18 protein-coding genes and 3 tRNA genes are annotated in these 22,447 nt (G+C 68.8%); 12 read left to right on the forward strand and 9 right to left on the reverse strand.

The annotated features are described in order from the left end of the window. The first annotated feature begins 18 nt into the window (after nucleotides 1–18). The 3 genes from H507_RS14220 (at nucleotide 19) to H507_RS18050 (ending at nucleotide 3,010) form a co-directional block, all read left to right on the forward strand. Nucleotides 19–807 (forward strand): ABC transporter permease, encoded by a 789-nt coding sequence (locus tag H507_RS14220; protein ID WP_169512674.1) that lies wholly within the window; start codon nucleotides 19–21, stop codon nucleotides 805–807. Further along, nucleotides 800–1,603: an ABC transporter permease gene (locus H507_RS0102520; RefSeq protein ID WP_022909157.1), complete on the forward strand. Its 804-nt coding sequence runs from the start codon at nucleotides 800–802 to the stop codon at nucleotides 1,601–1,603. The genes H507_RS14220 and H507_RS0102520 overlap by 8 nt, the downstream gene beginning before the upstream one ends. Nucleotides 1,604–1,777: 174 nt before the next feature. Beyond that, entirely contained in the window at nucleotides 1,778–3,010 is a 1,233-nt protein-coding gene (locus tag H507_RS18050; protein ID WP_211217284.1) for a M23 family metallopeptidase, read from the forward strand. 10 nt (nucleotides 3,011–3,020) lie between these two features. Here the strand turns inward: H507_RS18050 and H507_RS14230 are convergent, their stop codons facing one another. The 4 genes from H507_RS14230 to H507_RS0102545 form a co-directional block, all read right to left on the reverse strand. After that, complete coding sequence (locus H507_RS14230; RefSeq protein ID WP_051139609.1) at nucleotides 3,021–4,760, reverse strand: DUF2264 domain-containing protein; 1,740 nt, start codon at nucleotides 4,758–4,760, stop codon at nucleotides 3,021–3,023. Nucleotides 4,761–4,772: 12 nt separating this feature from the next. Further along, entirely contained in the window at nucleotides 4,773–6,191 is a 1,419-nt protein-coding gene (argG, locus tag H507_RS0102535) for an argininosuccinate synthase (RefSeq protein ID WP_022909159.1), read from the reverse strand. Nucleotides 6,192–6,284: 93 nt separating this feature from the next. After that, a complete protein-coding gene (locus tag H507_RS14235) occupies nucleotides 6,285–7,484 on the reverse strand; it encodes an MFS transporter (RefSeq protein WP_022909160.1) in 1,200 nt (399 codons plus the stop codon). Nucleotides 7,485–7,770: 286 nt separating this feature from the next. Next, on the reverse strand, nucleotides 7,771–8,550 hold the full coding sequence (locus H507_RS0102545; RefSeq protein ID WP_022909161.1) for an HAD-IIA family hydrolase: 780 nt from the start codon (nucleotides 8,548–8,550) through the stop codon (nucleotides 7,771–7,773). A gap of 88 nt (nucleotides 8,551–8,638) precedes the next feature. Here H507_RS0102545 and H507_RS0102550 point away from each other — a divergent pair, with 88 nt between their 5' ends. Beyond that, complete coding sequence (locus H507_RS0102550; protein ID WP_022909162.1) at nucleotides 8,639–9,244, forward strand: DUF2461 domain-containing protein; 606 nt, start codon at nucleotides 8,639–8,641, stop codon at nucleotides 9,242–9,244. 68 nt (nucleotides 9,245–9,312) lie between these two features. Here H507_RS0102550 and H507_RS0102555 read toward each other — a convergent pair whose 3' ends face one another. Further along, nucleotides 9,313–10,329 carry an NAD(P)H-quinone oxidoreductase gene (locus H507_RS0102555; protein ID WP_022909163.1) on the reverse strand — a complete coding sequence of 339 codons (1,017 nt, stop codon included), beginning with the start codon at nucleotides 10,327–10,329 and terminating at the stop codon, nucleotides 9,313–9,315. Between the two features lie 54 nt (nucleotides 10,330–10,383). Between H507_RS0102555 and H507_RS0102560 the strand changes: the two genes are divergently transcribed. Together H507_RS0102560 and H507_RS0102565 are read left to right on the forward strand one after the other, a co-directional pair. Further along, nucleotides 10,384–10,466: transfer RNA gene (locus tag H507_RS0102560), tRNA-Ser, on the forward strand. An 87-nt stretch (nucleotides 10,467–10,553) separates the two neighbouring features. Continuing rightward, nucleotides 10,554–11,021, forward strand: coding sequence for a hypothetical protein (locus H507_RS0102565; RefSeq protein ID WP_022909164.1), 468 nt, complete (start codon nucleotides 10,554–10,556; stop codon nucleotides 11,019–11,021). A 115-nt stretch (nucleotides 11,022–11,136) separates the two neighbouring features. Here H507_RS0102565 and H507_RS14240 read toward each other — a convergent pair whose 3' ends face one another. Then, nucleotides 11,137–13,095 carry an LCP family glycopolymer transferase gene (locus H507_RS14240; RefSeq protein WP_022909165.1) on the reverse strand — a complete coding sequence of 653 codons (1,959 nt, stop codon included), beginning with the start codon at nucleotides 13,093–13,095 and terminating at the stop codon, nucleotides 11,137–11,139. A 151-nt stretch (nucleotides 13,096–13,246) separates the two neighbouring features. Here H507_RS14240 and H507_RS0102575 point away from each other — a divergent pair. Next, nucleotides 13,247–13,339, forward strand: a tRNA-Ser gene (locus H507_RS0102575). Nucleotides 13,340–13,386: 47 nt separating this feature from the next. Here H507_RS0102575 and H507_RS0102580 read toward each other — a convergent pair. After that, on the reverse strand, nucleotides 13,387–15,300 hold the full coding sequence (locus H507_RS0102580; RefSeq protein WP_022909166.1) for a phosphoenolpyruvate carboxykinase (GTP): 1,914 nt from the start codon (nucleotides 15,298–15,300) through the stop codon (nucleotides 13,387–13,389). Between the two features lie 245 nt (nucleotides 15,301–15,545). Between H507_RS0102580 and H507_RS0102590 the strand changes: the two genes are divergently transcribed. The 5 genes from H507_RS0102590 (at nucleotide 15,546) to H507_RS0102610 (ending at nucleotide 18,080) form a co-directional block, all read left to right on the forward strand. Further along, nucleotides 15,546–15,618 (forward strand) — tRNA-Arg (locus tag H507_RS0102590). A 170-nt stretch (nucleotides 15,619–15,788) separates the two neighbouring features. Further along, on the forward strand, nucleotides 15,789–16,034 hold the full coding sequence (locus H507_RS0102595; protein WP_022909167.1) for a hypothetical protein: 246 nt from the start codon (nucleotides 15,789–15,791) through the stop codon (nucleotides 16,032–16,034). A 446-nt stretch (nucleotides 16,035–16,480) separates the two neighbouring features. Continuing rightward, nucleotides 16,481–16,879, forward strand: a complete 399-nt coding sequence (locus tag H507_RS17780; protein ID WP_157438861.1) for a DUF4190 domain-containing protein — start codon at nucleotides 16,481–16,483, stop codon at nucleotides 16,877–16,879. 162 nt (nucleotides 16,880–17,041) lie between these two features. Then, complete coding sequence (locus H507_RS0102605) at nucleotides 17,042–17,260, forward strand: hypothetical protein (protein WP_022909168.1); 219 nt, start codon at nucleotides 17,042–17,044, stop codon at nucleotides 17,258–17,260. Nucleotides 17,261–17,357: 97 nt separating this feature from the next. Beyond that, the gene (locus H507_RS0102610; protein WP_022909169.1) at nucleotides 17,358–18,080 is read left to right on the forward strand and encodes a glycerophosphodiester phosphodiesterase; all 723 of its coding nucleotides are present in this window, start codon (nucleotides 17,358–17,360) and stop codon (nucleotides 18,078–18,080) included. Nucleotides 18,081–18,234: 154 nt separating this feature from the next. On the opposite strand, the gene H507_RS14250 is transcribed toward H507_RS0102610, so the two are convergent. Together H507_RS14250 and H507_RS0102620 are read right to left on the reverse strand one after the other, a co-directional pair. Beyond that, nucleotides 18,235–20,295 (reverse strand): M3 family metallopeptidase, encoded by a 2,061-nt coding sequence (locus H507_RS14250; protein ID WP_022909170.1) that lies wholly within the window; start codon nucleotides 20,293–20,295, stop codon nucleotides 18,235–18,237. 108 nt (nucleotides 20,296–20,403) lie between these two features. After that, nucleotides 20,404–22,446, reverse strand: a complete 2,043-nt coding sequence (locus H507_RS0102620; RefSeq protein ID WP_022909171.1) for a S9 family peptidase — start codon at nucleotides 22,444–22,446, stop codon at nucleotides 20,404–20,406. Nucleotide 22,447 lies beyond the last annotated feature (1 nt).

Consider the following 22,447-nt stretch of genomic DNA (forward strand, 5'->3'; position numbering starts at 1 on the left):
CGTGGTGTGCATGACACCGTGGGCAGGGCATGGGCGATGGTGCGCCTGGGTGCCGCCAACGCGCTCGTGTTCCGGGCCAACGTGGTGGTCTCGATGCTCAGCGTCGCCCTGCAGACAGTGCTGCTGGTCACCGTCTGGAGGGCCGTCTACTCGGGTCGCCATTCCGTCGCCGGCGTGACCGGTGATCGTGCGGTCTCGTACGCGGTGCTGGGGCTGGTGCTCGGGCACCTGGCCCTTCCGTGGCGGCTCTCGTCCCTGCCCGAACGGGTGCGTGAAGGGACGGTCGCCACCGACATCATCCGCCCCGTGGGAGTGGTGGGGCAGAGTCTGCTGCAGTCCATCGGTGCTGCCGTCGGTGCCCTCCCGGGGGTGGCCACGGCGCTGCTGCTCGGCGCACTCCTGGGAGGGCTGACCATGCCCGCCACCGTGTCGGCCGCGTTCGGCTTCATGCTGACAGCCGCCCTCGGCTGGCTGATCGCGACCCTGCTGAACCTGATGGTGTCGATGGTCGCCTTCTGGACGACCGACACCAGAGGCCCCTTCTATGTCTACCGCGCCGTCGCCAGCTTCGCCTCGGGAGCCCTGGTGCCGTTGTGGTTCATGCCCGACTGGCTGCGCCCCACGCTCGAGGCGCTCCCGTTCGCGCTGCAGGTCTTCGCACCGCTCCAACTGTGGTTCTCGGAGCAGCCCCTGGGCGGGGTCGGGGGAGTGGTGCTGGCACAGGTGGGATGGCTGGTGGTGGCCGCGCTGCTCACCGCCCTCGTGTCGTGGCGTGCCCTGCGAACGGTGGTGATCAACGGTGGTTGAGCTGGCCAAGGACTTCCGGACCCTGCTGCGGGTGGCCTGGCTGACCGAGATGGAGTACCGGGCGAACTTCCTGATCTCCATCGTCGGTGCGCTCGCCTACAACGCCAGCCAGTTGCTGTTCATCTCGGTGTTGTTGCACGCCTTCGGAGGGGTCGCGGGCTGGACGGGCCCCCAGGTCTTCGTCCTGTTCGGCATCCGCATGGCCAGCCACAGTGTCTGCGCCTTCTTCTTCCGCCGGATGACCGACCTCGACACCGTGGTGCACACCGGCGAGTTCGACCGCTACCTGCTCCGTCCGGTCAGCCTGTTCCTGCAGTTGTTGATGCGTCGGTTCAACCTGCAGCAGTTCGGCGACGTCGTGATCGCCGCCGCCGTCCTCGGCTTCGCGCTGCCCCGGGCAGCCATCGACTGGACACCGGCCAAGGCCCTGTGGCTGGTCGCTGCGGTGGCGGCCGGGGGCATGTTGGAGGCAGGGCTCCAACTCGTCCGGGGGGCGCTCAGTTTCCGGTGGACGAACACCGAGTCGATGACGGGACTGATCGAGACCGTCTTCGGCACCTTCGGGAACTTCCCCCTGCAGGTGTTCGGCGGGGTGGGTGCCGTCTTCTTCACCCTGGTGCTGCCGCTCGCCTTCGTCGGCTGGATTCCCGCCGCCATGTTGCTGGGTCGGCAGGACTCCTTGTGGTTCCCCGGCTGGCTCGGCTGGTGGAGTCCCCTGGTGGGGGTCGGCTGCTTCGCTCTGGCCATCGTGTTCTTCGGCCGCCAGTCGCGCCACTACGCGAGCCCCGGCAGCTGACGCGGTGGGGTCGGGGCGCCGACTCCTCTCAGGTCTCGCCGGCGGGCATCGGGATCCGGCGGGATGGGCTGCAACTCGGGGCGCCCCCGCCCATGGATTTCGCTCACTCGCCCCCTATCCATTCGGGCGAAACCATGCTCTGATGGGTCCGTCGAGCTGACGGGGGGAGGCACGATGCGACGCCGCGCCGTGTACGGGCACAGGTACGCCACCATCGTGGTGGCGTCGCTCGGGTTGGTCGCGTTCGTGGGCGCCCATGCCGCCTCCCTGGGTGGAGGCACGGCCTACTTGGCGGTGCCGGTGGAGGAGCCATCGTCCGTCGTCCTGCAGGCAGTCACCCGGTCGGCACCATCCCAGCGACCCGAGGGTGGTGCCGTGCTTCGCGTGGACGAGGAGGCGCTGCCCTGGGTTTCGCTGCCCACCGACCCTGGCCATCTCGTGGACGAGGGGGTCGCAGTCGACCTGAAGCCGCCGCGGGTGATTCCCACCCGCGTGGCTCCGGCGGTGGTCTCCACGACCGGTGCCTTGCTGTCGCGGCCGGTGATGGGGCCGATCACGTCGCCGTTCGGCATGCGGGTGCACCCGATCACGCACATCTACAAGTTGCACACGGGCACCGACTTCGGGGTCCCGTACGGCACCCCGGTCGGTGCCGCCGCCGCCGGAACCGTGCTGTCGGCCGGCTGGGGCGGTGCCTACGGCATCCGGGTCACCATCGACCACGGCATGCTCGCTGGCCACCGGGTGGTGACCACCTACAACCACCTGTCCTCCTTGGCGGTGCGCGCCGGTGATCGGGTGAGTGTGCACCAGGGGGTCGGGCGAGTCGGCAGCACCGGTTACTCGACCGCGGCCCACCTGCACTTCGAGGTGATCGCGGACGGGCAGTTCACGGACCCGGTGCCGTGGCTGGACGGTCGTCCCGTGGTCGTCGACCTGAATGCGGCGGAGTATCGGACGGGTGGTCTGACACCTGTGCGCCCTCCCGCAGGGGCGCTGGCTTCCAGTCCTTCGGCCACCAGTTCGCCGCAGCCCACCCCCACGCCGAGCCCAACACTCACGCCGAGCCCAACACCCACCGTGGCCCTGACCCCCACGCCGAGCCCGACACCCACGGGCGGGGCATCGCCCGAGGCCAGCCCCGACCCGACCGGCTCGCACTCGCCGACCGCGTCTCCCACGCCCACGCCGACTCCCAGCCCCACTCCCACGCCGAGCCCGACACCGACGCCGAGCCCGACACCGACGCCGAGCCCGATGCGCACGCCGAGCGCGATGCCGAGCGCCACGCAGCCACCCCCCGAACCCAGCCCGGTGCCGACCAGTCCGGCCGCGTCCAGCCCAGTCCCGACCAGCCCAGTCCCGACCACTCCGGTCCCGACCACTCCACTCCCGACCACTGGGTGATCGTCCGCGGTCAGTCCTGAGCCCTCAGCCTCACCCTGACGACGATCCACTCCCCGGCGGCCACCTCGAACTCGACGCCCGCCACCGTGACCGCCGCAGCCATGGGCTGATCGGCGTGGGTGGCGACCACCCGGCGCCGCACCTGCCCGCGCACCGGGTCGATGGTTGTCTCGAGGTCGGGGCCGACGGCCCAGCCGCTGAGGGTCACGAGCCCGGGTCGGTCGAGGCGGACGGCGCGCAGTTCACCTCCGTCGACGACGGTGGCCAGCGCCGTCACCACGGGGGCGTCGGCGGCTGTGCCAGTGCGGTTGCCCGTGCTCCAGCGGCTGAGGGCGACCGGTCGTCCGCGTCGGGTGTGCCGCATGTCGCAGTCGGTGAGCAGTCGCTGTGACCAACGGCGACCTGCGGCGTCGACGACCGCCACCTGGTTGTCGACGAGCGATTCGGGGTCGTCGGTCTCGACGGGGGCGGTGGCGGTCGAGTAGGCCAGCCGGTCGTAGAGCGGGTCGCTGGTGCCACTCGGCGAGGCGTGGTCGACACCGTGGTTGAGCACGCGGACGATGCCGTCATCACCGGGGTCGATGATCCAGCCAACTGCGCCCACAGCCATGGGCTCCGACGGGTGGTCGGCGGGACCAAGGGGCGGCAGGGTTCGGTCGATGTGGGCCGGGTCGGGGGTTGGCGTGGTCGTCCACACCGGATGGTCGACGGGCAGCGCCAGACCGGCGAACCCGTGCAGGGCCCAGTACGGCGAGCCGGGCCCTGAGTAGGGCTGCCGGAGGCGCTCGTGGGCACCGAACCAGCCCAGGCTCAACAGTCCGTCGGGCTCGGTGAAGCAGCCATGGCCCACGAAATGCTGCATCGTCCGCCCGGCGATCCTGCGCACACGGGCCGGATCGGGGCCCACACCGCTGGCCGCCGCGTCCCACAGGCCGGCCAGCACGCCGAATCGGTAGGTGAGCGACCGGCCCTGGTGGAGGGGGGCGCCGTCGTCCCCGAAGAGATGGACGGCCTGTTCGGCCCAGTCCCCCAGGCGCTGCTTCCACAGGGGAGCGAGGCGTGCGGTGGTCGGCTGGTCGGGGGCCATACTCGCCTGGTGGTGGAACAGGTGATGGATGACCCAGGAGTTGTACCAGTCGACCTGGGGTCGTCCGGCGTCGAGGGCGGCGTCGGAGTACCAACCGTCCCCGAGGTGACAGGAGGTCATGAACTCCAGGTGCTCGGCCACCCGGCCGTCGTCGCCCCCGGCACCCACCGAGGCGAGGAAGGCCTGGGTGACGGTGTGGAAGAGCACCCAGTTGCAGCGCGGGTAGTCCACGGAAGCCGAGTCGGCCAACCAGTCGACCAGGTGTTGCTGGGTGCGCCCGGGCAGCCGCTCCCAGATCTGGTCGCGGGTCTGGTGCAGGGCGACCGCCAGTGCGGCAGCCTCCACCCGGGGCTGCCCCTGCTCGGTCAAGGTCGGCCAGCGCTCGGGGGATGCTGGATCGACCCCCGCCGAGATGCCCGCGGCATACCACTCGGCGAACCCGTCCGGGTCGTCCGCCTGCCCGGCGAGCAGGTTGCCGACCCCGATGAACGAGCGGGCGAAGGCCTCGAGCGCGTCGGAGTCACGGCCCGATGAGGAGGTGGGACCGGGCAGGTCGAACCGTGCCCGGCCAGGCGAGGCGAACGGACGAAGCGCCAGCAGCGCTCGGGTGAGGACCTGTGCGTGCTCGGCTCGTCCCCAGCCGGGCTCAGACTCGGCGTGCACGGTGGCGGCGGATCAGTCGACGCCCGACTCGATGGCCGCCCGGTCGAGCGACTCCTCGTCGTCGGTCGTGGTGAGGCCCAGGCTCGGGATCGTTCCCGCCTGTCCCTGCTCGAGTTCGCCCACCAGCTTCGCCTGGGCACCCCCCAGCTGCCCCTGGGCGGCGTAGAGCTCGAGCTTCTCGCGGGTGTCGGCGATGTCGAGGTTTCGCATGGTCAACTGGCCGATGCGATCGGTGGGACCGAAGGCGGCGTTCTCGACGCGCTCCATCGACAACCGATCGGGGTGGTAGCTGAGGTAGGGACCGGTGGTGTCGAGGATCGTCCAGTCCTCACCGCGGCGTAGTCGCACCGTCACTTCGCCCGTGACCGCTGAGGCCACCCAGCGGATGATCGACTCGCGCAGCATCAGCGACTGCGGGTCGAGCCAGCGTCCCTCGTAGAGCAGCCGACCCAGCCGCAGGCCCTGGGAGTGGTAGTTGGCGAGCGTGTCCTCGTTGTGGATCGCGTTGAGCAGACGTTCGTAGGTGATGAACAGCAGGGCCATGCCCGGCGCCTCGTAGATACCGCGGCTCTTGGCCTCGATGATGCGGTTCTCGATCTGGTCCGACATGCCCAGGCCGTGGCGTCCGCCGATGGTGTTGGCCTCCATCACCAGGTCGACGGGTGAGGCGAAGGTCTGGCCGTTGATGGCCACGGGGCGTCCCTGGTCGAAGCGCACGGTGACGTCCTCGGTCTCGATGACCACGCTGGGGTCCCAGTACTTGACCCCCATGATCGGCTCGACGGTCTCGAGCGAGACGCTGAGGTGCTCCAGGGTCTTGGCCTCGTGGGTCGCACCCCACAGGTTGGCGTCGGTGGAGTAGGCCTTCTCCTGCGAGTCGCGGTACGGGAGCTCGCGTTCGGTGAGCCAGGCGCTCATCTCGTGGCGGCCGCCGAGCTCGCGGACGAAGTCCTCGTCGAGCCACGGCTTGTAGATGCGCAGGGCCGGGTTGGCGAGCAGCCCGTAGCGGTAGAAACGCTCGATGTCATTGCCCTTGAAGGTCGACCCGTCCCCCCAGATGTTGACGCCGTCCTCATGCATGGCCCGCACCAGCAGGGTGCCGGTGACCGCTCGTCCCAACGGGGTGGTGTTGAAGTAGGCGCGCCCGCCGGAGCGGATGTGGAAGGCGCCGCAGGCCAGGGCCGACAGGCCTTCCTCGACCAGCGCCTCGCGGCAGTCGACCAGCCGTGACAGCTCGGCGCCGTACTGCATCGCGCGCCCGGGCACCGACTCGATGTCGGGCTCGTCGTACTGCCCGATGTGGGCGGTGTAGGTGCACGGGACGGCACCGTTCTCGCGCATCCAGGCGACGGCGACGGAGGTGTCGAGACCACCGGAGAAGGCGATGCCGACCTTCTCGCCGGCGGGGAGCGATGTGAGGACCTTGGACATGCCCTCGAGCCTACCGCATAAGTATTCCGTCCTCCGAATAAGTATTCCGTCCTGAGATCGGGGGGGCTGAGCAACGCACTGACGGCCGGGCGATCAGGGGGTCGGTGCCGCCAGTCGTCGACGGCGCAGGCCTTGGAGGGCCATCAGTGCCAGAGCGAGGACAAGACCGACCCCGCCCGCGAGGATGAAGCCGGCGTGCCATCCGCGCAGGTCCATCGCCAGACCGACGGCGGGTGGGGCGAGGGTGTTGCCGGCGGTCATGAAGGATCCCTGCCAGCCGAGCAGCTGGCCACGCTCGCGCGGGGAGACGATCTGCTGGAGTTGGTCCTGGGCAGCAACCAGGGTGGGAGCGCAGAAGGCCCCGGCGACCAACAGCAGCAGGTTGAGGGTGAACACACCCGTGGCCAACGAGACCAGGGCGGTCGACGCACCCAGTCCCAGCACCAGCCAGACGACGGGGACTGCCCGGTGGAGGCCGCCGTAGGCCAGACCCGCGACCGCCGACCCCAGCCCCCACACGGCCAGGGTGAGTCCGATCAGTTGCGGGGCCCCCAGTTGGCGCAGGGCAGCCACGACACCGATGTCGGTGCCGGCGAGGATGAACCCCGCCACTGCGCTGGCAGCGAGGATTCCCAACACCTGCGGGGTCGCCCAAGTGAGTCGGCGGCGGCCGGGCTCGGGCTCCTCCGAGCGGTGACCTGCCTCGTCCGGGCTGACGATCGCGACATTCACGAGGGTGAGAACCAGGGCGCCCAGGACGGTCATCATGCCGAAGATCAGCAGCGCCCAGGTGGTGCTCCACATGGTGCCGATCCAGATTCCGAGGGCGGGGCCGACCATGAAGCAGACCTCGACGATGGTCGAGTCGAGCGAGATTGACGTCCGTCGCATGGCCGGCGGGGTCGCGGCCAGTACCGCCTGCCGGATGACCGAGAACGAGGGGAACATGACCAGGCCGAGGACGGCCGCCAGCACCAGCAGCAACCAGTACTGGCGCACGAAGGGCAACAGGATGAACACCGGGGTGAGCACCACGAGCGAGGGCACCATGGTGCGACGCAAGCCGATGCGGTCGAGCAGGGATCCCCGCCAAGGGGCGCTGATGGCCAGGCCGATCGTCCACACCGCCGAGACGATGCCGGCTCGCGAGTAGGGCAGGTGCAGGGCCTCGACCAGATGCACCGTCAGCAACACTCCGAAGCCGAACTGCCCGATCCGGGAGATGGTGCCGAGGATGATGATGGTTCGCACGCTCGCCAGGGCCAACACTTCTCGATACGCGCCGAACTTCACCGGACGATCATAGGGCCCGGGCCGGGTGGGGCTCCGGGGGGTTTCGCCGGGGTTGCCGGGATCGGTTGGGTGCCTCTGCCGATGCCTGGTTGGGCGCGGTTGCCCTTGTTCAGCGCGGATGCCCGCGTGAGGAGCACTTGCCCTCGTTCCTGCCCAGTTGCCCTCGTGAGGCGCACTTGCCCTGCCCCTGACCGGGGGCAACTGCACCGGACGAGGGCAGGTGGTGCGTTACGAGGGCAGGTGCGAGCGGGACGTGGGCAGGTGCGAGCCGACGCCGCCCCCAACCTCAGAGCATGTCGCGCAACTCGGCGACCGACTCCACCACCAGGCTGGGCTGGTAGGGGAAACGCTCGAGGTCGTCCCGGCTGGTGATGCCGGTCAGCACCAGCACCGTGAACAGCCCTGCCTCCATGCCAGCAACGATGTCGGTGTCCATCCGGTCGCCGATCATCGCGGTGGTCTCGGAGTGGGCCTCGATCTTGTTGAGGGCCGAGCGGAACATCATCGGGTTGGGCTTGCCCACGATGTAGGGACGACGGTTGGTCGCCGTGGTTATCATGGCCGCCACGGCGCCGGTCGCCGGCAGCAGTCCCTCGGGGCTGGGGCCGGTGGCGTCCGGGTTGGTGCAGATGAACTTCGCACCCTTCGAGATCAACCGGACGGCGGTGGTGATCTGCTCGAAGGAATAGGTGCGCGTCTCGCCGAGCACGACGTAGTCGACGTCCACCTCGGTGAGGATGAATCCCGCCGAGTGCAGGGCGGTGGTGAGACCAGCCTCACCGATGGCGTAGAGGCGGGCCCCCGGGTGTTGGTCGCGCAGGAAGGCGGCGGTGGCCAGGGCGGAGGTCCACAGTGTCTCCTCCGGCACCGACAAGCCGCTCCGCTCCAGCCGCGCGGCCAGGTCGCGCGGGGTGAAGATGGAGTTGTTGGTGAGCACCAGGAACCGGTGCGAGGTGTCGACCCACAGTCTCAACAGGTCGGCCGCCCCTGGGATGGCGGCGTTCTCGTGCACGAGCACGCCATCCATGTCGGTCAACCAGCATTCGATGTCGCGAGGTGTGCGCATGTCGGCAGTGTAGGCGGGCCATGTTGCGCTCCGATGACAGCTCCGATGACAGGGGTCGACGCGGCGATCCCGACCTAGAATCGGACGGGTGAGCTTCTCGCAGGCGACCTTCGACTTCTACCGCGACCTCGAGGTCGACAACTCCCGGGAGTTCTGGACGGCCCGCCGCCAGGACTGGGAGGAACACGTGCGCCAACCGATGCTCGAACTGGTCGAAGCGCTCGCCGGTGAGTTCGGGGAGGCCAAGATCTTTCGTCCCAACCGCGACGTGCGGTTCGCCAAGGACAAGTCGCCCTACAAGACGCACCAGGGCGCTTGGGTGCCGGTAGGACCTGCGATGGGCTGGTACGTGCAGGTCTCGGCCGACGGCCTGATGACCGGCGGAGGCTTCTACCACGCCGAACCGGCGGTGCTGAAGAGCTTCAGGGAGGCCGTCAACGGCGACGGCGGCACCTTGCAGAGGCGGCTGGACGAACTACCGCGGGCCTTCGAGGTGGCGGGGGACCGGCTGGTGCGCGTCCCGAGGGGTTACGACCCTGAGCACCCCCGGGCCGAGCTGTTGCGGCACACCACGCTGACGGTCGGCAGGCGCTACCCGACCCTTCCGGCCAACGTCGTCTCCCAGGTCCGTCGCGACTGGCGTGCCCTGCTTCCGGTGATCGACTGGCTGGACGAGGCGCTGGCCGACGTCTGAGCGATGGCTCGGCCGTTTACGGGCCTTCGGATGCCGGCCTTCGGATGCGGGCCATGGACCAGGGGCCGTCAGTGCACCAGCACGAGCTTGCCGCTGACCTCACCCGACTCGAGCCGGGCATGCGCGGCGGCGACCTCGGTGATCGGGAACCGCTCCACGGGAGCGGGACGGATCGCACCCGATTCGACCAGGGGCCAGACCACTTCTGCGACGCGCCTGCAGATGGCCGACTTCTGTTCCACCGGCCGGAAGCGCAGGGAGGTCGCCGTCACCGTTGCCCGCTTGGCCAGCAACGAGGCGATGTCGAGGGTGCCCTTGGTGCCTCCCTGCATGCCGATGATGACGCAGCGGCCATCGGTCGCCAGGGCCTCGACGTTCTGCTCGAGGTACTTGGCGCCCATGATGTCGAGGACGACGTCGGCACCGTGGCCGTCGGTGGCCTCCTTCAGCCCGGCCAGCCAGTCGTCGTGGTAGTCGAGCGCGATGTCGGCGCCCAGGTCACGGCAGTACTGCAGCTTCGCTTCGCTGCCTGCGGTGACGGCGACCCGGCAGCCGAGGTGCTTGGCGTACTGGATCGCGAACGAACCGATGCCGCCCGCGCCGCCGTGCACGAGGAACGTCTCCCCGTCGGCGAGGTGCACGTGATCGGCGTTGGAGACCACGGTGGCCGCCACCTCCATCAGCGTCCCTGCTGTGACCAGGTCGACACCCGCCGGTGCCCGCACCACCTGACCGGCCGGCACCACGAAGAACTCGCCGTATCCGCCACCCGACAGCAACGCCACCACCTCGTCGCCCACCGACCAGCCCCCGACCTCCGAGCCCACCTGTGCGACCACGCCGCTGGCCTCGAGGCCGATGACATCGGTGATCCCGGGCGGCGGCGGGTACAAGCCCTGGCGTTGCAGCAGATCGGCTCGGTTCACCCCCGAGGCGACGGTGCGCACCAGCAGTTCGTCCGATGCAGGGGTGGGTCGGTCGACCTCCACCAGCCGAAGCCGGTCGGCGCGCGGACGGACGGGTCGTCCCTTCTGGTCGAGGGGTGCCTCACCGGCGGGGTAGGGCTCAACGCTCACGGCTCGCATGCCCCCAGCCTGCCATGGACGCTACGATGACGCTCGAGCAGGGCAACCTGCTCTGGCGAGGTCGCATAGTGGACTAGTGCAGCCGCCTTGAAAGCGGCCGAGGGCAACCTCCGTGGGTTCGAATCCCACCCTCGCCGCGTACCCAACAATGGCCAGCTCCGGGACTCGCCGGCACTCTGTGTCGCAGGCGCCAGGTGTTGCCGGGACCAGGCAGGGAGGCCACCGTGGCGGAATACGTGCTCCGACCCCGTCCGGCGATCCGCGCGTTCGCCGTGGCGGCCGCGCTGAGTGTCATCGGCGCCGTCATGGTGGTGGGCGGCCAACTGGCGAGCGCGACGACCTGGGTGACCGTCACCGGTGTGGTCGTGCTGGTTCTCGCCGTGGCCTTGGTGGCGCTTGCATGGCTCGCGAGCCGGACGAACGCGGTCACCGTGCAGCTCGACGCCGATGGTTATCGCGTGCTCGGGCCGAAGCTCTCGCGGGGCGGCGGTGGGGACAGGCACGGACGGTGGTCGGAGGTGACCAAGGTCGGGGCCTCCGAGGACGGCTCGCACCTGGTGATCAGCCACGGCGAGGTCGAGCGGGTGCACATCTGGTCACCCTTGGGCGGCTCCGACCCGCAGATGCTGGGGCTGCAGGCCGAGATCGTCGAACGGCTCGACGCCGACCGCGGTTACACCCACTTCGGCTGAGGCTCGTCCCGCGCTCGGACGTTGGGTCGAGCGGTGAGCGAAAAGACCGTCTCGGGTCCGGGTCTGGACACGGGGCTCGTTCCACGTCCCTGCTCGATCGCCGAGTGGGGGCAGATCAGCGACGAGGGGTGGCCGACGGACTCGCCGTCGAAGTCGGGTCCCAGGCGCAGGCGTCGACCAGGCTCTCGGCCGGTGCCGGCGTCGCCGAGGTCGATCCGGCGGGGGCGCTGGGCGTGGCCGAACTCGCTGGTCCGCTGGGAGTGACCGAGCTCGGCACGGCGCTGGGAGTACCGGACGGCTGCTCGTCCACGGCCTTGATCGCGGCGGCGACCCGGGCGCGCATCATCGCGTAGTCGGGGTCGTAGGTGATGAATCCGTCCTTCTGATGGACGAAGAGCACCCGCGCCTGCCGGCCGTTCTTCACGCGCACGGCCAATTCCAGCAGTGCCGGCAACAGGTCTTGCGGGATGTCGGTCTCGACCATCTTCTCGGACGCCTTGGCGATCGCCTCGTAGCGGGTGAGCATGGTGGCCGGGTCAGCCTGGTCGAGCACTCCCTTGATCACGCAGGTCTGGCGGCCCATGCGTGAGAAGTCGCCGCCGTCGAGACCGTGCCGGGCCCGGGCGTACCACATGGCGTAATAGCCGTTCAGCAGCTTGTTCTGGCCGGGCTCGATGTAGCCGACCGGGCCGCGGACGTCATTGCCGCCGATCGGGATGCGCTGGTTGACGTTGAGGCGGACGCCGCCCATGGCGTCGATCAGGGCCATCAGCCCGTCGATGTTGAGGGCGACGAAGTAGTCGATCTTGAGGCCCAGGGCACCCTCGAGCCCGTACTTGAGGGCGTCGGCACCCGGGTAGTCGGTGTTCTTGAACAGATCGGGCTGCTCAGCGGGCAGGTGGCCCCAGATGGCGTTGGCGAAGTAGTTGGAGTTGTCGGCGTTCTTGCCGTCGTACCAGCCACGCGGGTACCGCTTCGACAGCTCACTGCCGGTCGGGAAGGGGACCCGGGCCATGTTCCGCGGTACCTGGGTGATCACCATGTTCCCCGTGGAGGTCTCGATCGAGGCAACCATCATGGTGTCGGTCGAGACGTCGACGTCGGAGTAGTGGCGTGCCGCGGTGTTGTCGAGACCCACGAGCAGGATGTTCAGACGGGGCTTCTTCGCCCACACGTCCGCGGCCTTGCCCTTCGTGTCGATGGTGGGGCGGGTCTGCGACTTCTTCTGGTCGCTGCTCGAGAAGACACCCTCGACCAGACCGGCCTGGGTGGCGGAGTAACGGCTGGCGACTGCCATCGGTGCCGCGATGGCGAAACTCAGGCCGCCCACCACGAGCGCCCCAACGATCGACTGGGCCCGGGTGCGGTGCGCCGGACGGGTGATCAGGTGCGTGCCCACGATGACGACCACCCACAGCAGTGCCACCACGACCAGGACGATCGACAAGGGGTGCAGCACGGAGGGCTTGACGGCGGTGGCGGCGGCCGCCACCGGGTCGCTGAGGGCCCATCCGCCGATCACGATCACGGCGAGCAGCACGGCCCCGGTCAGCGTGACGCCCAGCCAACGTGCCCGGGAACGGATCAGGCCCAGCCCCGGGATGACGGCCGAGGCCAAGGTCTTGACCAACGAGCGGGTGAACGGGTGGTGCCGGTCGAACTCACCCACCTGGGGACCTCCCGGCGACTCCTCCGGCGGCTGGTCGGGGCGCGGCGCACCGGCCGCGAAGGCCTGGTCCCAAGAGGCGGGGAAGTCAGAGGCGGGGAAGTCAGAGGCAGGGACGTCAGAGGCAGGGAAGTCAGAGGCAGGGACGTCGGAGGCCGGGGAGGGACCGAACGCGTCGACCCGTTTGGGGCTGTAGCCACCCGTCTGGGGGTTCACCACCGCCTCGGGGTGTCCGTCGTCGGGAGCCGCCCGTCGCCGGCTGCGCCGGAAGAGGGTGTCGTCGGTGAGCTCGTCCCCGAACTTCGAGACCGGACGAGTCCACATGCCCTCGCCCTCGGTGCCGCCACGGAACAGCCCGTCGGGCAGGCGCGAGCCATCGTCGGGCTCTCCCGACTGGTCGTCGCTCATCCTGCTCCCTCCGCAGCGCTGCCAAGCAATCATAGGCACGCCGATCCATCGCAGCGGAGTCGCCTGCGTTGGCGGCATGCTCGGGCGTCGGATAGTCTGAGCCGTCGATGCCAGCCACGTGCTGGTGTCATGGAGCCCCACGGGGCACCACGGAGGCGTCGCCTAGTCCGGTCTATGGCGCCCGCCTGCTAAGCGGGAGCGGTCTACAAGCCGCACGCGGGTTCAAATCCCGCCGCCTCCGCCAGACCGGACAGGACCCCCGGCCCACCAGGGCCGGGGGTGCTGTCGTCCTCAACCGAGACGTGCCTCGACCTCGTCGACCTGTCGGTGCAGTGCCGCCGGCACTCGCTCACCCAAGGACGCGAGCCAGGCCCGGATGCGCGGCACCTCGGCCCGCCACTCGTCCGGGTCGACCCTGAGCGCCTCGCTCACCTGTTCCACGGCTAGCTCGAGCCCGGTCAGGTCGAGCGCGTCCACCGTCGGGACGACCCCGATCGGGGTCTCAATGCCGGTGGCGGTGCCCTCGAGGCGGCCGATCATCCACGCCAGTACCCGGCTGTTGTCGCCGAACCCCGGCCACAGGAAGCCGTCCTGGTTGCGTCGGAACCAGTTCACCTGGAAGATCCGCGGCAGCTGGCGTCCCGGGGCGTCCTGCGCGAGCCAGTGGGCGAAGTAGTCGGCCACGTGGTAGCCGATGAACGGCAGCATGGCCATCGGGTCTCGGCGCAGCACGCCCACCTCGCCGGCTGCCGCGGCCGTGGTCTCCGACGAGAGCGTCGCTCCCAGGAAGACCCCGTGCGTCCAGTCACGTGCCTCACTGACCAGTGGCACGGTGGTCGCCCGTCGTCCGCCGAAGATGATCAGGTCGACCGGCACCCCGGCAGGGTCGTCCCAGTCGGGATGCAGCGTCGGGCACTGTTCGAGCGGGGTGCAGAAGCGACTGTTGGGGTGGGCCGCCTTCTCGGGTGAGTCGGGGGTCCAGTCACGTCCGCGCCAGTCGATCAGGTGCCCGGGACGGTCTGGGGTCATGCCCTCCCACCAGACGTCACCGTCATCGGTCAGGGCCACATTCGTGAACAGCGACTGCCCGGGCTCGAGGGTGCGCATGGCAATCGGGTTGGTCGCCATCCCGGTGCCCGGTGCCACCCCGAAGAACCCGAACTCGGGGTTGATCGCCCTCAGCCGCCCCTGGTCGTCCCAGCGCAGCCAGGCGATGTCGTCGCCCAGGGTCTGCACCGTCCAACCGGGCAGCGTCGGTTCGAGCATGGCCAGGTTCGTCTTGCCACAGGCCGAGGGGAACGCGGCGATGGCGTGGTGGGAGCGTCCCTCCGGGCTGGTGAGACGGATCACCAGCATGTGCTCTGCGAGCCATCCCTCGTCTCGTCCCATCACCGAGGCGATGCGCAGGGCGTAGCACTTCTTGCCGAGCAGGGAGTTGCCGCCGTAGCCCGATCCGAAGCTCCAGACGCTGCGTTCCTCGGGGAAGTGCGCGATCCAGATGTCGGGGTTGCAGGGCCAGGCGACATCGTCGGAGCCCGGCTCGAGTGGGGAGCCGACCGAGTGCAGGCATTCGACGAACTCGACCTGATGGGCATCCATCACCTGCTGCACGGCGGAGCCCATCCGGGTCATCACCCGCATCGACAGCACCACATAGGCCGAGTCGGAGACCTCGACACCGAACTTGGCCCCGGGGGTCACAGGGCCCATGCAGAACGGCATCACGTACATCGTCCGGCCGCGCATCGACCCCCGGAAGAGGGGACGCAGGTGCTCCTTCATGAGGTTCGGGGCCATCCAGTTGTTGGTGGGCCCGGCGTCGGCCTCGTCCACGGAGCAGATGAAGGTGCGGTCCTCGACCCGGGCGACGTCGCGAGGGTCGGTGCGCGCGAGGTAGGAGTTCGGACGACGGCGCTCGTCCAGCCTGATGAAGGTGCCCACGTCGACGAGATGGTCGGCGAGGCGATCTGCCTCCTGCCGGGATCCGTCGCAGAAGTGCACGGCGGCCGGTTCGACGAGTTGGACGACCTCGCGCAACCAGGCCAGCATGCGGGTGTGCGTCGGCAGGGCTCCGGTGGCGGGGACACCCTCGAACAGGTCGTCGGTCGCCTTCTGCTGCGTATCGGCGAGGGGTTCGGTGGCGGGGGGTATGGCGGCGCGGGGCTCGGTGGCCAGGTCGGTGTGGGAACGGTCGGTGAGGGTCATGACACGGTCTCCTGTACGGCGGTGTACAACAGCGAATCGGATGGCCACCGACGGTGGTGGGCTGGGCGGACCTCGTCGTCCGGCAGTTCCGCGACATCGTCGGCAACCTGTCTGATGTCCACGGTACGAAGCTGGAGGGCGCGGACGAAATCGCCGCACGCGGTGTGGGGTGCTTCGGTTTGGCGACTCGCGCGCGGCTGGTCTAGAGTGGGGGACTGCCCAACGATGTTCCGCATCGGGGCAAAGCGCTCGTGGCTCAACGGATAGAGCATCTGACTACGGATCAGAAGGTTGGGGGTTCGAATCCCTCCGAGCGCGCAGCTGGCCCCGCAGAGAGATCTGCGGGGCCGTTTGCGTTCCATAGCCGAGCGCTGAGTGGTCGTTCAGTACGAACGGGCTGGTGGGAGCGCGATTCCTCTCGGGGATGTGGGATGAATCACACCGGACGCAGGGCCCGACCCGACCCTGCGGTTACCTACCATCGACCCATGGCTGGAACGGGATTGTTGGTGCTGGCGCTGCTCGCCGGCCTCGGGGTACTGCTGGTACTCGGTGTGGTGCTGGGGGTGGTGACCCTGACCCGTCGGCGGGAGCCCGAGTCGTACGGGGAGCCGAGCACGTACGAGGACGTTGCGGCCCACCCGCAGCCCCCGTCATACGGCGATCAGGCTGGCATTTCCGGCGAACCGGGGGCGACCCGTCAGAACCTGATGGATGACCCCACCGAGCGCTGAGGCCTTTCGCACATTCTGCGTGGAGTTCCAGCGGGTTGGCCCCAGGGGTGGGTGGATGTGGATGGCGCGAAGTGATGGGTCACCGGTCCGGCGCACCCGCGACCAGGCGACGGGGGCCATGGCCCCAATACGCTTGGAGTCCCGGCGTCTCTTCATCCGGTGAAAGCCGTTCGACCTGATGGTTGATGACGAGGGTCATCCTCGTGCAACGAATAGCACCCACCTGCCTGTTCGGCGGAGGGGGCACGCGATAGCGTTCGGTCATGCCCCAGTTTCCGGTGAATGACGAGGGACCGCGTCCCCCGCTGAATGAGCCACTTGGCGACCCTTTCCCCGCCCCTCAGGGGTCCGGTGTTCAGAGCGCGCCGCCCGGTTACGGGTGGGGGTACGGGCAGGGGCAACAGACTTGGCCGGAGCCCGGGCCGTCTGCTCCCCCTGGTCCCACAGTGGCCGGATGGGCCAATCAGCGGTATGCAAGTGCCGGTCCGGGTCCTTATCCCCCGCAGGGGCAAGCTCCTGGGCAGTTCACACCTGGCGTCTACGTCCTTCCACAGGGATTCGCACCGGTTCCCATCGAGATCGGCCGCGCCAATGGGCGGGCGCTCACGTCGCTGATCCTAGGCATCGTCTCTGTTGTCACGTTCCTCATCCCGTGGCTGTACCTGATCACGTCGTTGGTCGGCGGCATCGTGGCGATCGTGCTGGGCAATGACGCGGCGAACTCGCTAGAGCGTGCTCCAGCGCCCAACCGTCGCAGCATGGCCGTGGCAGGCAGGATTCTTGGAATCATTGGCACATCCTTGGCGGTGTTGAGCGCAATTGTCGGAATGCTTCTCTACAGCTGAGTCCGCGATTCGCTCTCCCCGGGCATTCGGCACCCGGTGGGTGATCTCGCCACCATCAGGATCGACCACAACACGCGACGGCATCCCGAATGAATACCCGACGGTGCCGATCTGGACAATGAGGCTCCGATCGTCGGAGTCCTCCATCGAAGGAGGTTTGCTATGGGTCTGGGTCTTCCTGAACTTCTGATCCTTCTGGTCGTTCTGGGCGTCGTCGCCGTGCCGGTTGTAGCGGTCGTGCTGATCGTGATGTTCGCGAAGAAGGCGAAGGCGACCCCCCAGTACGTACAGCCTCCTCCGGTCGGGCCGCCATCATTCCGGGGGCAGAACGCCGGCCCTCATCCCGATGGCTTCAGCGACCAGATCCATCGCAACGGGTGACGACTGATTCTCGGCAGCAGGGTGGTCGGGCGCCGAGGAGGGCGAGTGTCTCGCAGGGCCAGTCCTGGGGGCAGCGCTGACGGGTAACGTCAGGACCATGACGAAGATCCTCGCGCATCGAGGCGCCAGCGCCTACGCACCCGAGAACACCATGCCCGCCTTCGAACTCGCCCTCGAGCAGGGAGCGGACGGCTTCGAGCTCGATGTGCACCTCACCAAGGACGGCCAGATCGTCGTCATCCACGACGAGACCGTCGAGCGCACGAGCAATGGCGAGGGCCGCATCGTCGACCTGACCCTTGAGGAGCTGCGCGCGTTCGACTTCTCGGCGGGGATGGGTGGCTATGCCAACTCGACGATTCCCACCCTGCGTGAGGTGCTCGACCTCGTGGTCGGTACAGACGCCCTGGTCAACATCGAGCTGAAGAACACCATCGAGCCCTACCCCGACCTGGCCCAGGACCTCGACGCGTTGGTCGCCGGCATGAACCTCGCGGGTCAGGTGATCTACTCCACGTTCAACCACTACTCGGTGCGCGACATGATCGCAGCGGGCACCCCGGTGCCGGTGGGGGTGCTGCACTCCGACATGCTCGTGGAGCCGTGGGACTACGCCGTCTCACTCGGCGCGCAGGCCCTGCACCCGCACTACGGGCTTGTCGCGGTCAACGGCGACTACGTCCCCAACGCCCACGAGGCCGGACTGCGGGTCAACGTGTGGACGGTCAACGACCCCGGACCCATGGCGATGATGCTGCGCGACGAGGTCGACGCCATCATCACCAACCACCCCGACGTGGCGGTTGCGCTGCGCGGCTGAGGATCGTCCGGTTTCATCTCGCCATTCCGGACGACACCGGAACCCCAGCTCCACCGGATCCCCGCACACTCTCACCGTTCGGGCAAACTCTCGCGCCAGAGCGCGAGAGTTTGCCCCGAAGGTGAGAGTGTGCGCAGGGGGCGGGGTCGGCGGGTCAGGCGTCCAGACCCAACCGGGCGAGCAGGTGGCGCACGTCCGGGTCGGAGCCGCGGAACCGTCGGTACGACTCCTTGGCCTCGATGGAGCCACCGCGTCCGAGCAGTTCCCGGCGGAACCGATCACCGGCGGCGCGGGTCATGCCGCCGGGCTGCTGGTCGTCGGCTTGCTCCCGGAACCAGGCGACGGTGTCGGCGTCCATCACCTCCGACCACAGGTAGGAGTAGTAGCCGGCCGCGTAACCACCGCCGAAGATGTGGCTGAAGTAGGACGACCGGTAGCGCGGCGGGACGAGGCGCGACCAGGCGCCGGTCCGTTCCAGGGCCGCGCGCTCGAACTCCTCGACACCTTCACCGCTGGCGGGCAGTTCGTCCACCGAGGCCTGGTGCCAGGCCTGGTCGAGCAGCATCGCGGCCAGGAGTTCGAAGGTGTGATAGCCCGACTCCTGCCGGTTGGCGACCAGCTGGTCGATCCATTCCTGGGGCACCGGCTCACCCGTCTCGTGGTGGCGCGCATAGCGGGCGATCAACGCCGGCTCCCAGGCCCAGATCTCATTGACCTGGCTGGGGAACTCCACGAAGTCGCGCGGGACGGCCGTGCCGGCCTTCGACGGATAGCGCACCTTCGACAGCAACCCGTGCAGGTCGTGGCCGAACTCGTGGAACAGGGTGATCACGTTGTCCCAGCTCATCAGGCTGGGTGACCCCGTCGCGGGCGGTGGCACATTGCAGGTGTTGGTCACCACCGGCAGGTCGCCGAGCAGGTCGGACTGGTCGACGATCGAGGTCATCCAGGCACCGCCCTTCTTGGTGGGCCGGGTGTAGGGGTCGAGCACCACGGCGCCCAGAGCACTGCCGTCGCTCTCACGCACCTCGAAGACCCGCGCTTGGTCGGTGTACCCCACCAGCTCGGGACGCTCCACGAAGGTGATGCCGTACAGAGCGGTGGCCGCAGCGAACACACCCTCGTGCAGCACCCGCTCGAACTCGAGGTAGGGCTTCAACTGGTCGGTGTCGAAGGCTGTCTCGGCCGCCTGCTGGGTCGCCAGGAACTGCCAGTCCCAAGGCTCCAGTGTTGCTCCCGGTTCGATCGCGTGCAGACGTTCCTGCAGCTGGTCGGCTTCCCGCTCCACGATGCTGGCGACCCCCGGCGTGAGCTGGGCGAGGATCTGGTTGACGGTCGCGGTGTCGCCCGCGCACGTGACCTCGTGGGCCCACGAGGCATGGTGGGGGTGGCCGAGCAGTTGGGCACGTTCGGCCCTCAGCCGGGCGATCCGCACGAGCGTCTCGCGGGAGTCGTGCTCCCCCGACAGGTTGCGGGTGACGGAGGCCTCGTGGACGCGACGGCGCAGTTCTCGGTTCTCGAGGGAGTCGAGCACCGGCTGCCCCGAGGTGTTGACGATCGGGATGAGCCACCCCTCCAGGCCGCGGGCGGCCGCATTCTCGGCGAGGGCTTGACGTTCCGCGTCGTCCAACCCGGCCAGTTCCGCCTCGTCGGTGACGTGCACGGCCGCCTCGTTGCGCCCGGCAGTCAGCTGGGTGTCGAACGTGGTCGACAGGCTCGCCAGTTCGGAGTTGAGCGCACGCAGCCGGTCCTGCTGGTCGGCCGGCAGTCCGATGCCCGAGCGGTCATAGTCACGCAACCGATCGGTGAGCAGCCACCTGTCCTGCTCGTCAGCCTCGACCTCACCGTCATCCACACGCGCCTGCAGGGCCAGCAGGCGCTGGTGCAGGCGGGAGTCGAGGGCGATGGTGTCGCTGTGCGCGGCCAGCAGCGGCGATGCCCAGGCCATCAGTTCGTCCCGATCGGGGGTGGAGTGCGCCGACCGCGCCACCCAGAAGGCGTTCAGCGAACGCTCCAGGGTGGCCCCCGAGCGCTCCCAGGTGGCCAGCACGTTGTCGAGGGTGGCGGGTGTCTCGTCAGTCGCCACCTGCTCGAGTGCGGCCAACTGCTCGGCCATGCCGACCTCGATGCCCTCCCGGTACTGCTCGGTGGTCAGGGTGGCGTAGTCGGGCAGCTTGAACGGCAGCGTCGAGGGGGAGAGCAGGGGATTGGTCATGGGTGTCCTGTCGTCATGGTTGCTGGGTCGTCATCGTTGCTGGGTCGTCATGGTTGTTGGGTCGTCATGGTTGCTGGGTCGTGAGGGGCGAGGCGCTGCGTTCGGGAGTCAGGCCTTGACGGGGAGGTGCCTGCCCCAGAACTCCAGGATCTTCTCGAAGCGCTGGCGACGGTGCCACGGGCTGCCCGACCGGGTCAGTTCGTGGTTCTCGCCCGGGAAGACCAGCAACTCGGCGTCAACCCCCGCCTGCTTCAGTCGTCCGTAGTAGTTCAGGCCCTGCGCGATCGGGCAGCGCAGGTCGAGTTCGGAGTGCAACACCAGTGTCGGGGTGGTCACCTGGTCGGTGAGCCACATCGGTGACTGGCGGTTCATCTCCTCGGCTGAATGGCCTTGGTACTCGCCGGCGAAGAACCAGCCGATGTCGGACGATCCCACGAAGGTCGCCCCGTCGAGGAAGCCGCGTTCCACGATGGCACCGGCCCAGCGGTGGTCGTGACCGATGATCCAAGCCGTCATGTAGCCGCCGTAGGAGCCACCCATGATGCCGACCCGGTCGGCGTCCAGGTCGGGGTTGGCTGCCAGCGCCCCGTCGAGGAAGGTGAGGATGTCAGCCATGTCGAGATTCCCGAAGTCGCCCTTGATGGCCTGACCGTGCTCGGCTCCGTAACCCATCGCACCGCGGGGGTTGCAGGCGACCACGGCGTACCCGGCCTCGAGGTAGGCCTGGAACTCGTCGAAATAGGTCTCGTGGTAAGCGGCATAGGGCCCGCCATGGATGTTGAGCAGGACCGGGGTGCGTCCCTTGCCCCGGCGGGTCGGCTTCAGCACCCAGCCGTGCACGGGGTAGCCGTCGGCACCGGTGGTCTCGAACTCGATGGGGTCGACGATGCTCGTCTGCTGCTGCAGGGCCGCCGAGAAGTCGGTCAGCACCGTGACCGATCCGTCGCGGACGAGGGCGACCTCGCCCATCGTCCGTGAACCGGCCACGGTCGCGACCACGGTGTCACCCACTGCGGCGGCGGCCTGGGCCATCAGCGCACCGTCGAAGACCACCTCGACCTTGCCCTTCGCTGTGGCCGTGAGGACCCGTCCCGACCCTCGGTGGTCGTCGGTGAAGATGACCCCGTCGGCCCCGAAGGGTCGGGGCTGGCTGGCCACGGTGATGGAGGCATCGGTGACGATGGTGGGCTTGCCCTTGACGCCCTTCTCGGTCGTGGCAGGCAGCACGTACACCTGCGCGTGGTGCCCGATGAAGTCGAGACCCGTCTCACCCAGGGGCTGCCCCACGAAGAAGAGGTGCTTGCCGTCGGACGAGTGCACCGGGGCAGCGGCGCCGATCCACTGCTTGGGCTTGCCGGTGTTGGTGAGCCGGGTGAGCTGGCCGGACCTCTTGCCCTGCAGTTCGAGGCGGTAGAGATCGTCAACCAGGTCGTTCTCGCGGCCGTCATGGGCCTCACCGGAGACGATCAACGCAGCACCGTCGGGAGTGAAGGTGGGGTTGGACCAGTCGACCTGGTCGTCGGTGACCCGGGTCGCCCTCGGAACCAGCGTGACGGCCTCGGGGTCGTCCTTCTCGCCCGAGGGCGCCGGCTTGGCCCGCCCGATGGGCTTCAGTGTCGGTTCGCCATCCAGGGCCGGCACCGCCAGGGTGAATACCTGCAGCGGCCGACCGTTGAGCCAGCCCAAGCCGTTCATCTGCAGCTTGTTGCCGGTGAAGTGGCGGGGGTCCTCAAGGGCGGCGGGAATGTCGTCGTCGGTGCCGTAACGCCCCGCCTCGGGCACACGGGCGGTGAAGGCGATGGTTGAGCCGTCGGGTGAGAAGCAGAACTCACGCACCCCCAACTTCTGGTCGGTCACGGCCAACGGCTCCCCGCCGGTTGCCTCCATCAGGTGCAGTTGGGGTTTGCCGTCGACGGCGCGCAGGAAGGCCAGCACCGTGCCATCAGGGCTGAACCGGGCGCCGGAGTCGGCTCGTCCGCGGGTGATCCGCCGGGGCTGGCCCGACCCGTCGAGAGGGATGCGCCACAACTGGCCGACGTACCCGTCGACCTCGAAGCTGGGGCGGCTGGTCGAGACGACGGCCCAGGTCGCGGAGGGGTGGATCTCGGGTTCCGAGACGGTGGTCAGCAGGTCAAGTTGGTCGGGGCGCATG

The organism is Aestuariimicrobium kwangyangense DSM 21549 (assembly GCF_000421525.1).
Classification (GTDB): domain Bacteria; phylum Actinomycetota; class Actinomycetes; order Propionibacteriales; family Propionibacteriaceae; genus Aestuariimicrobium; species Aestuariimicrobium kwangyangense.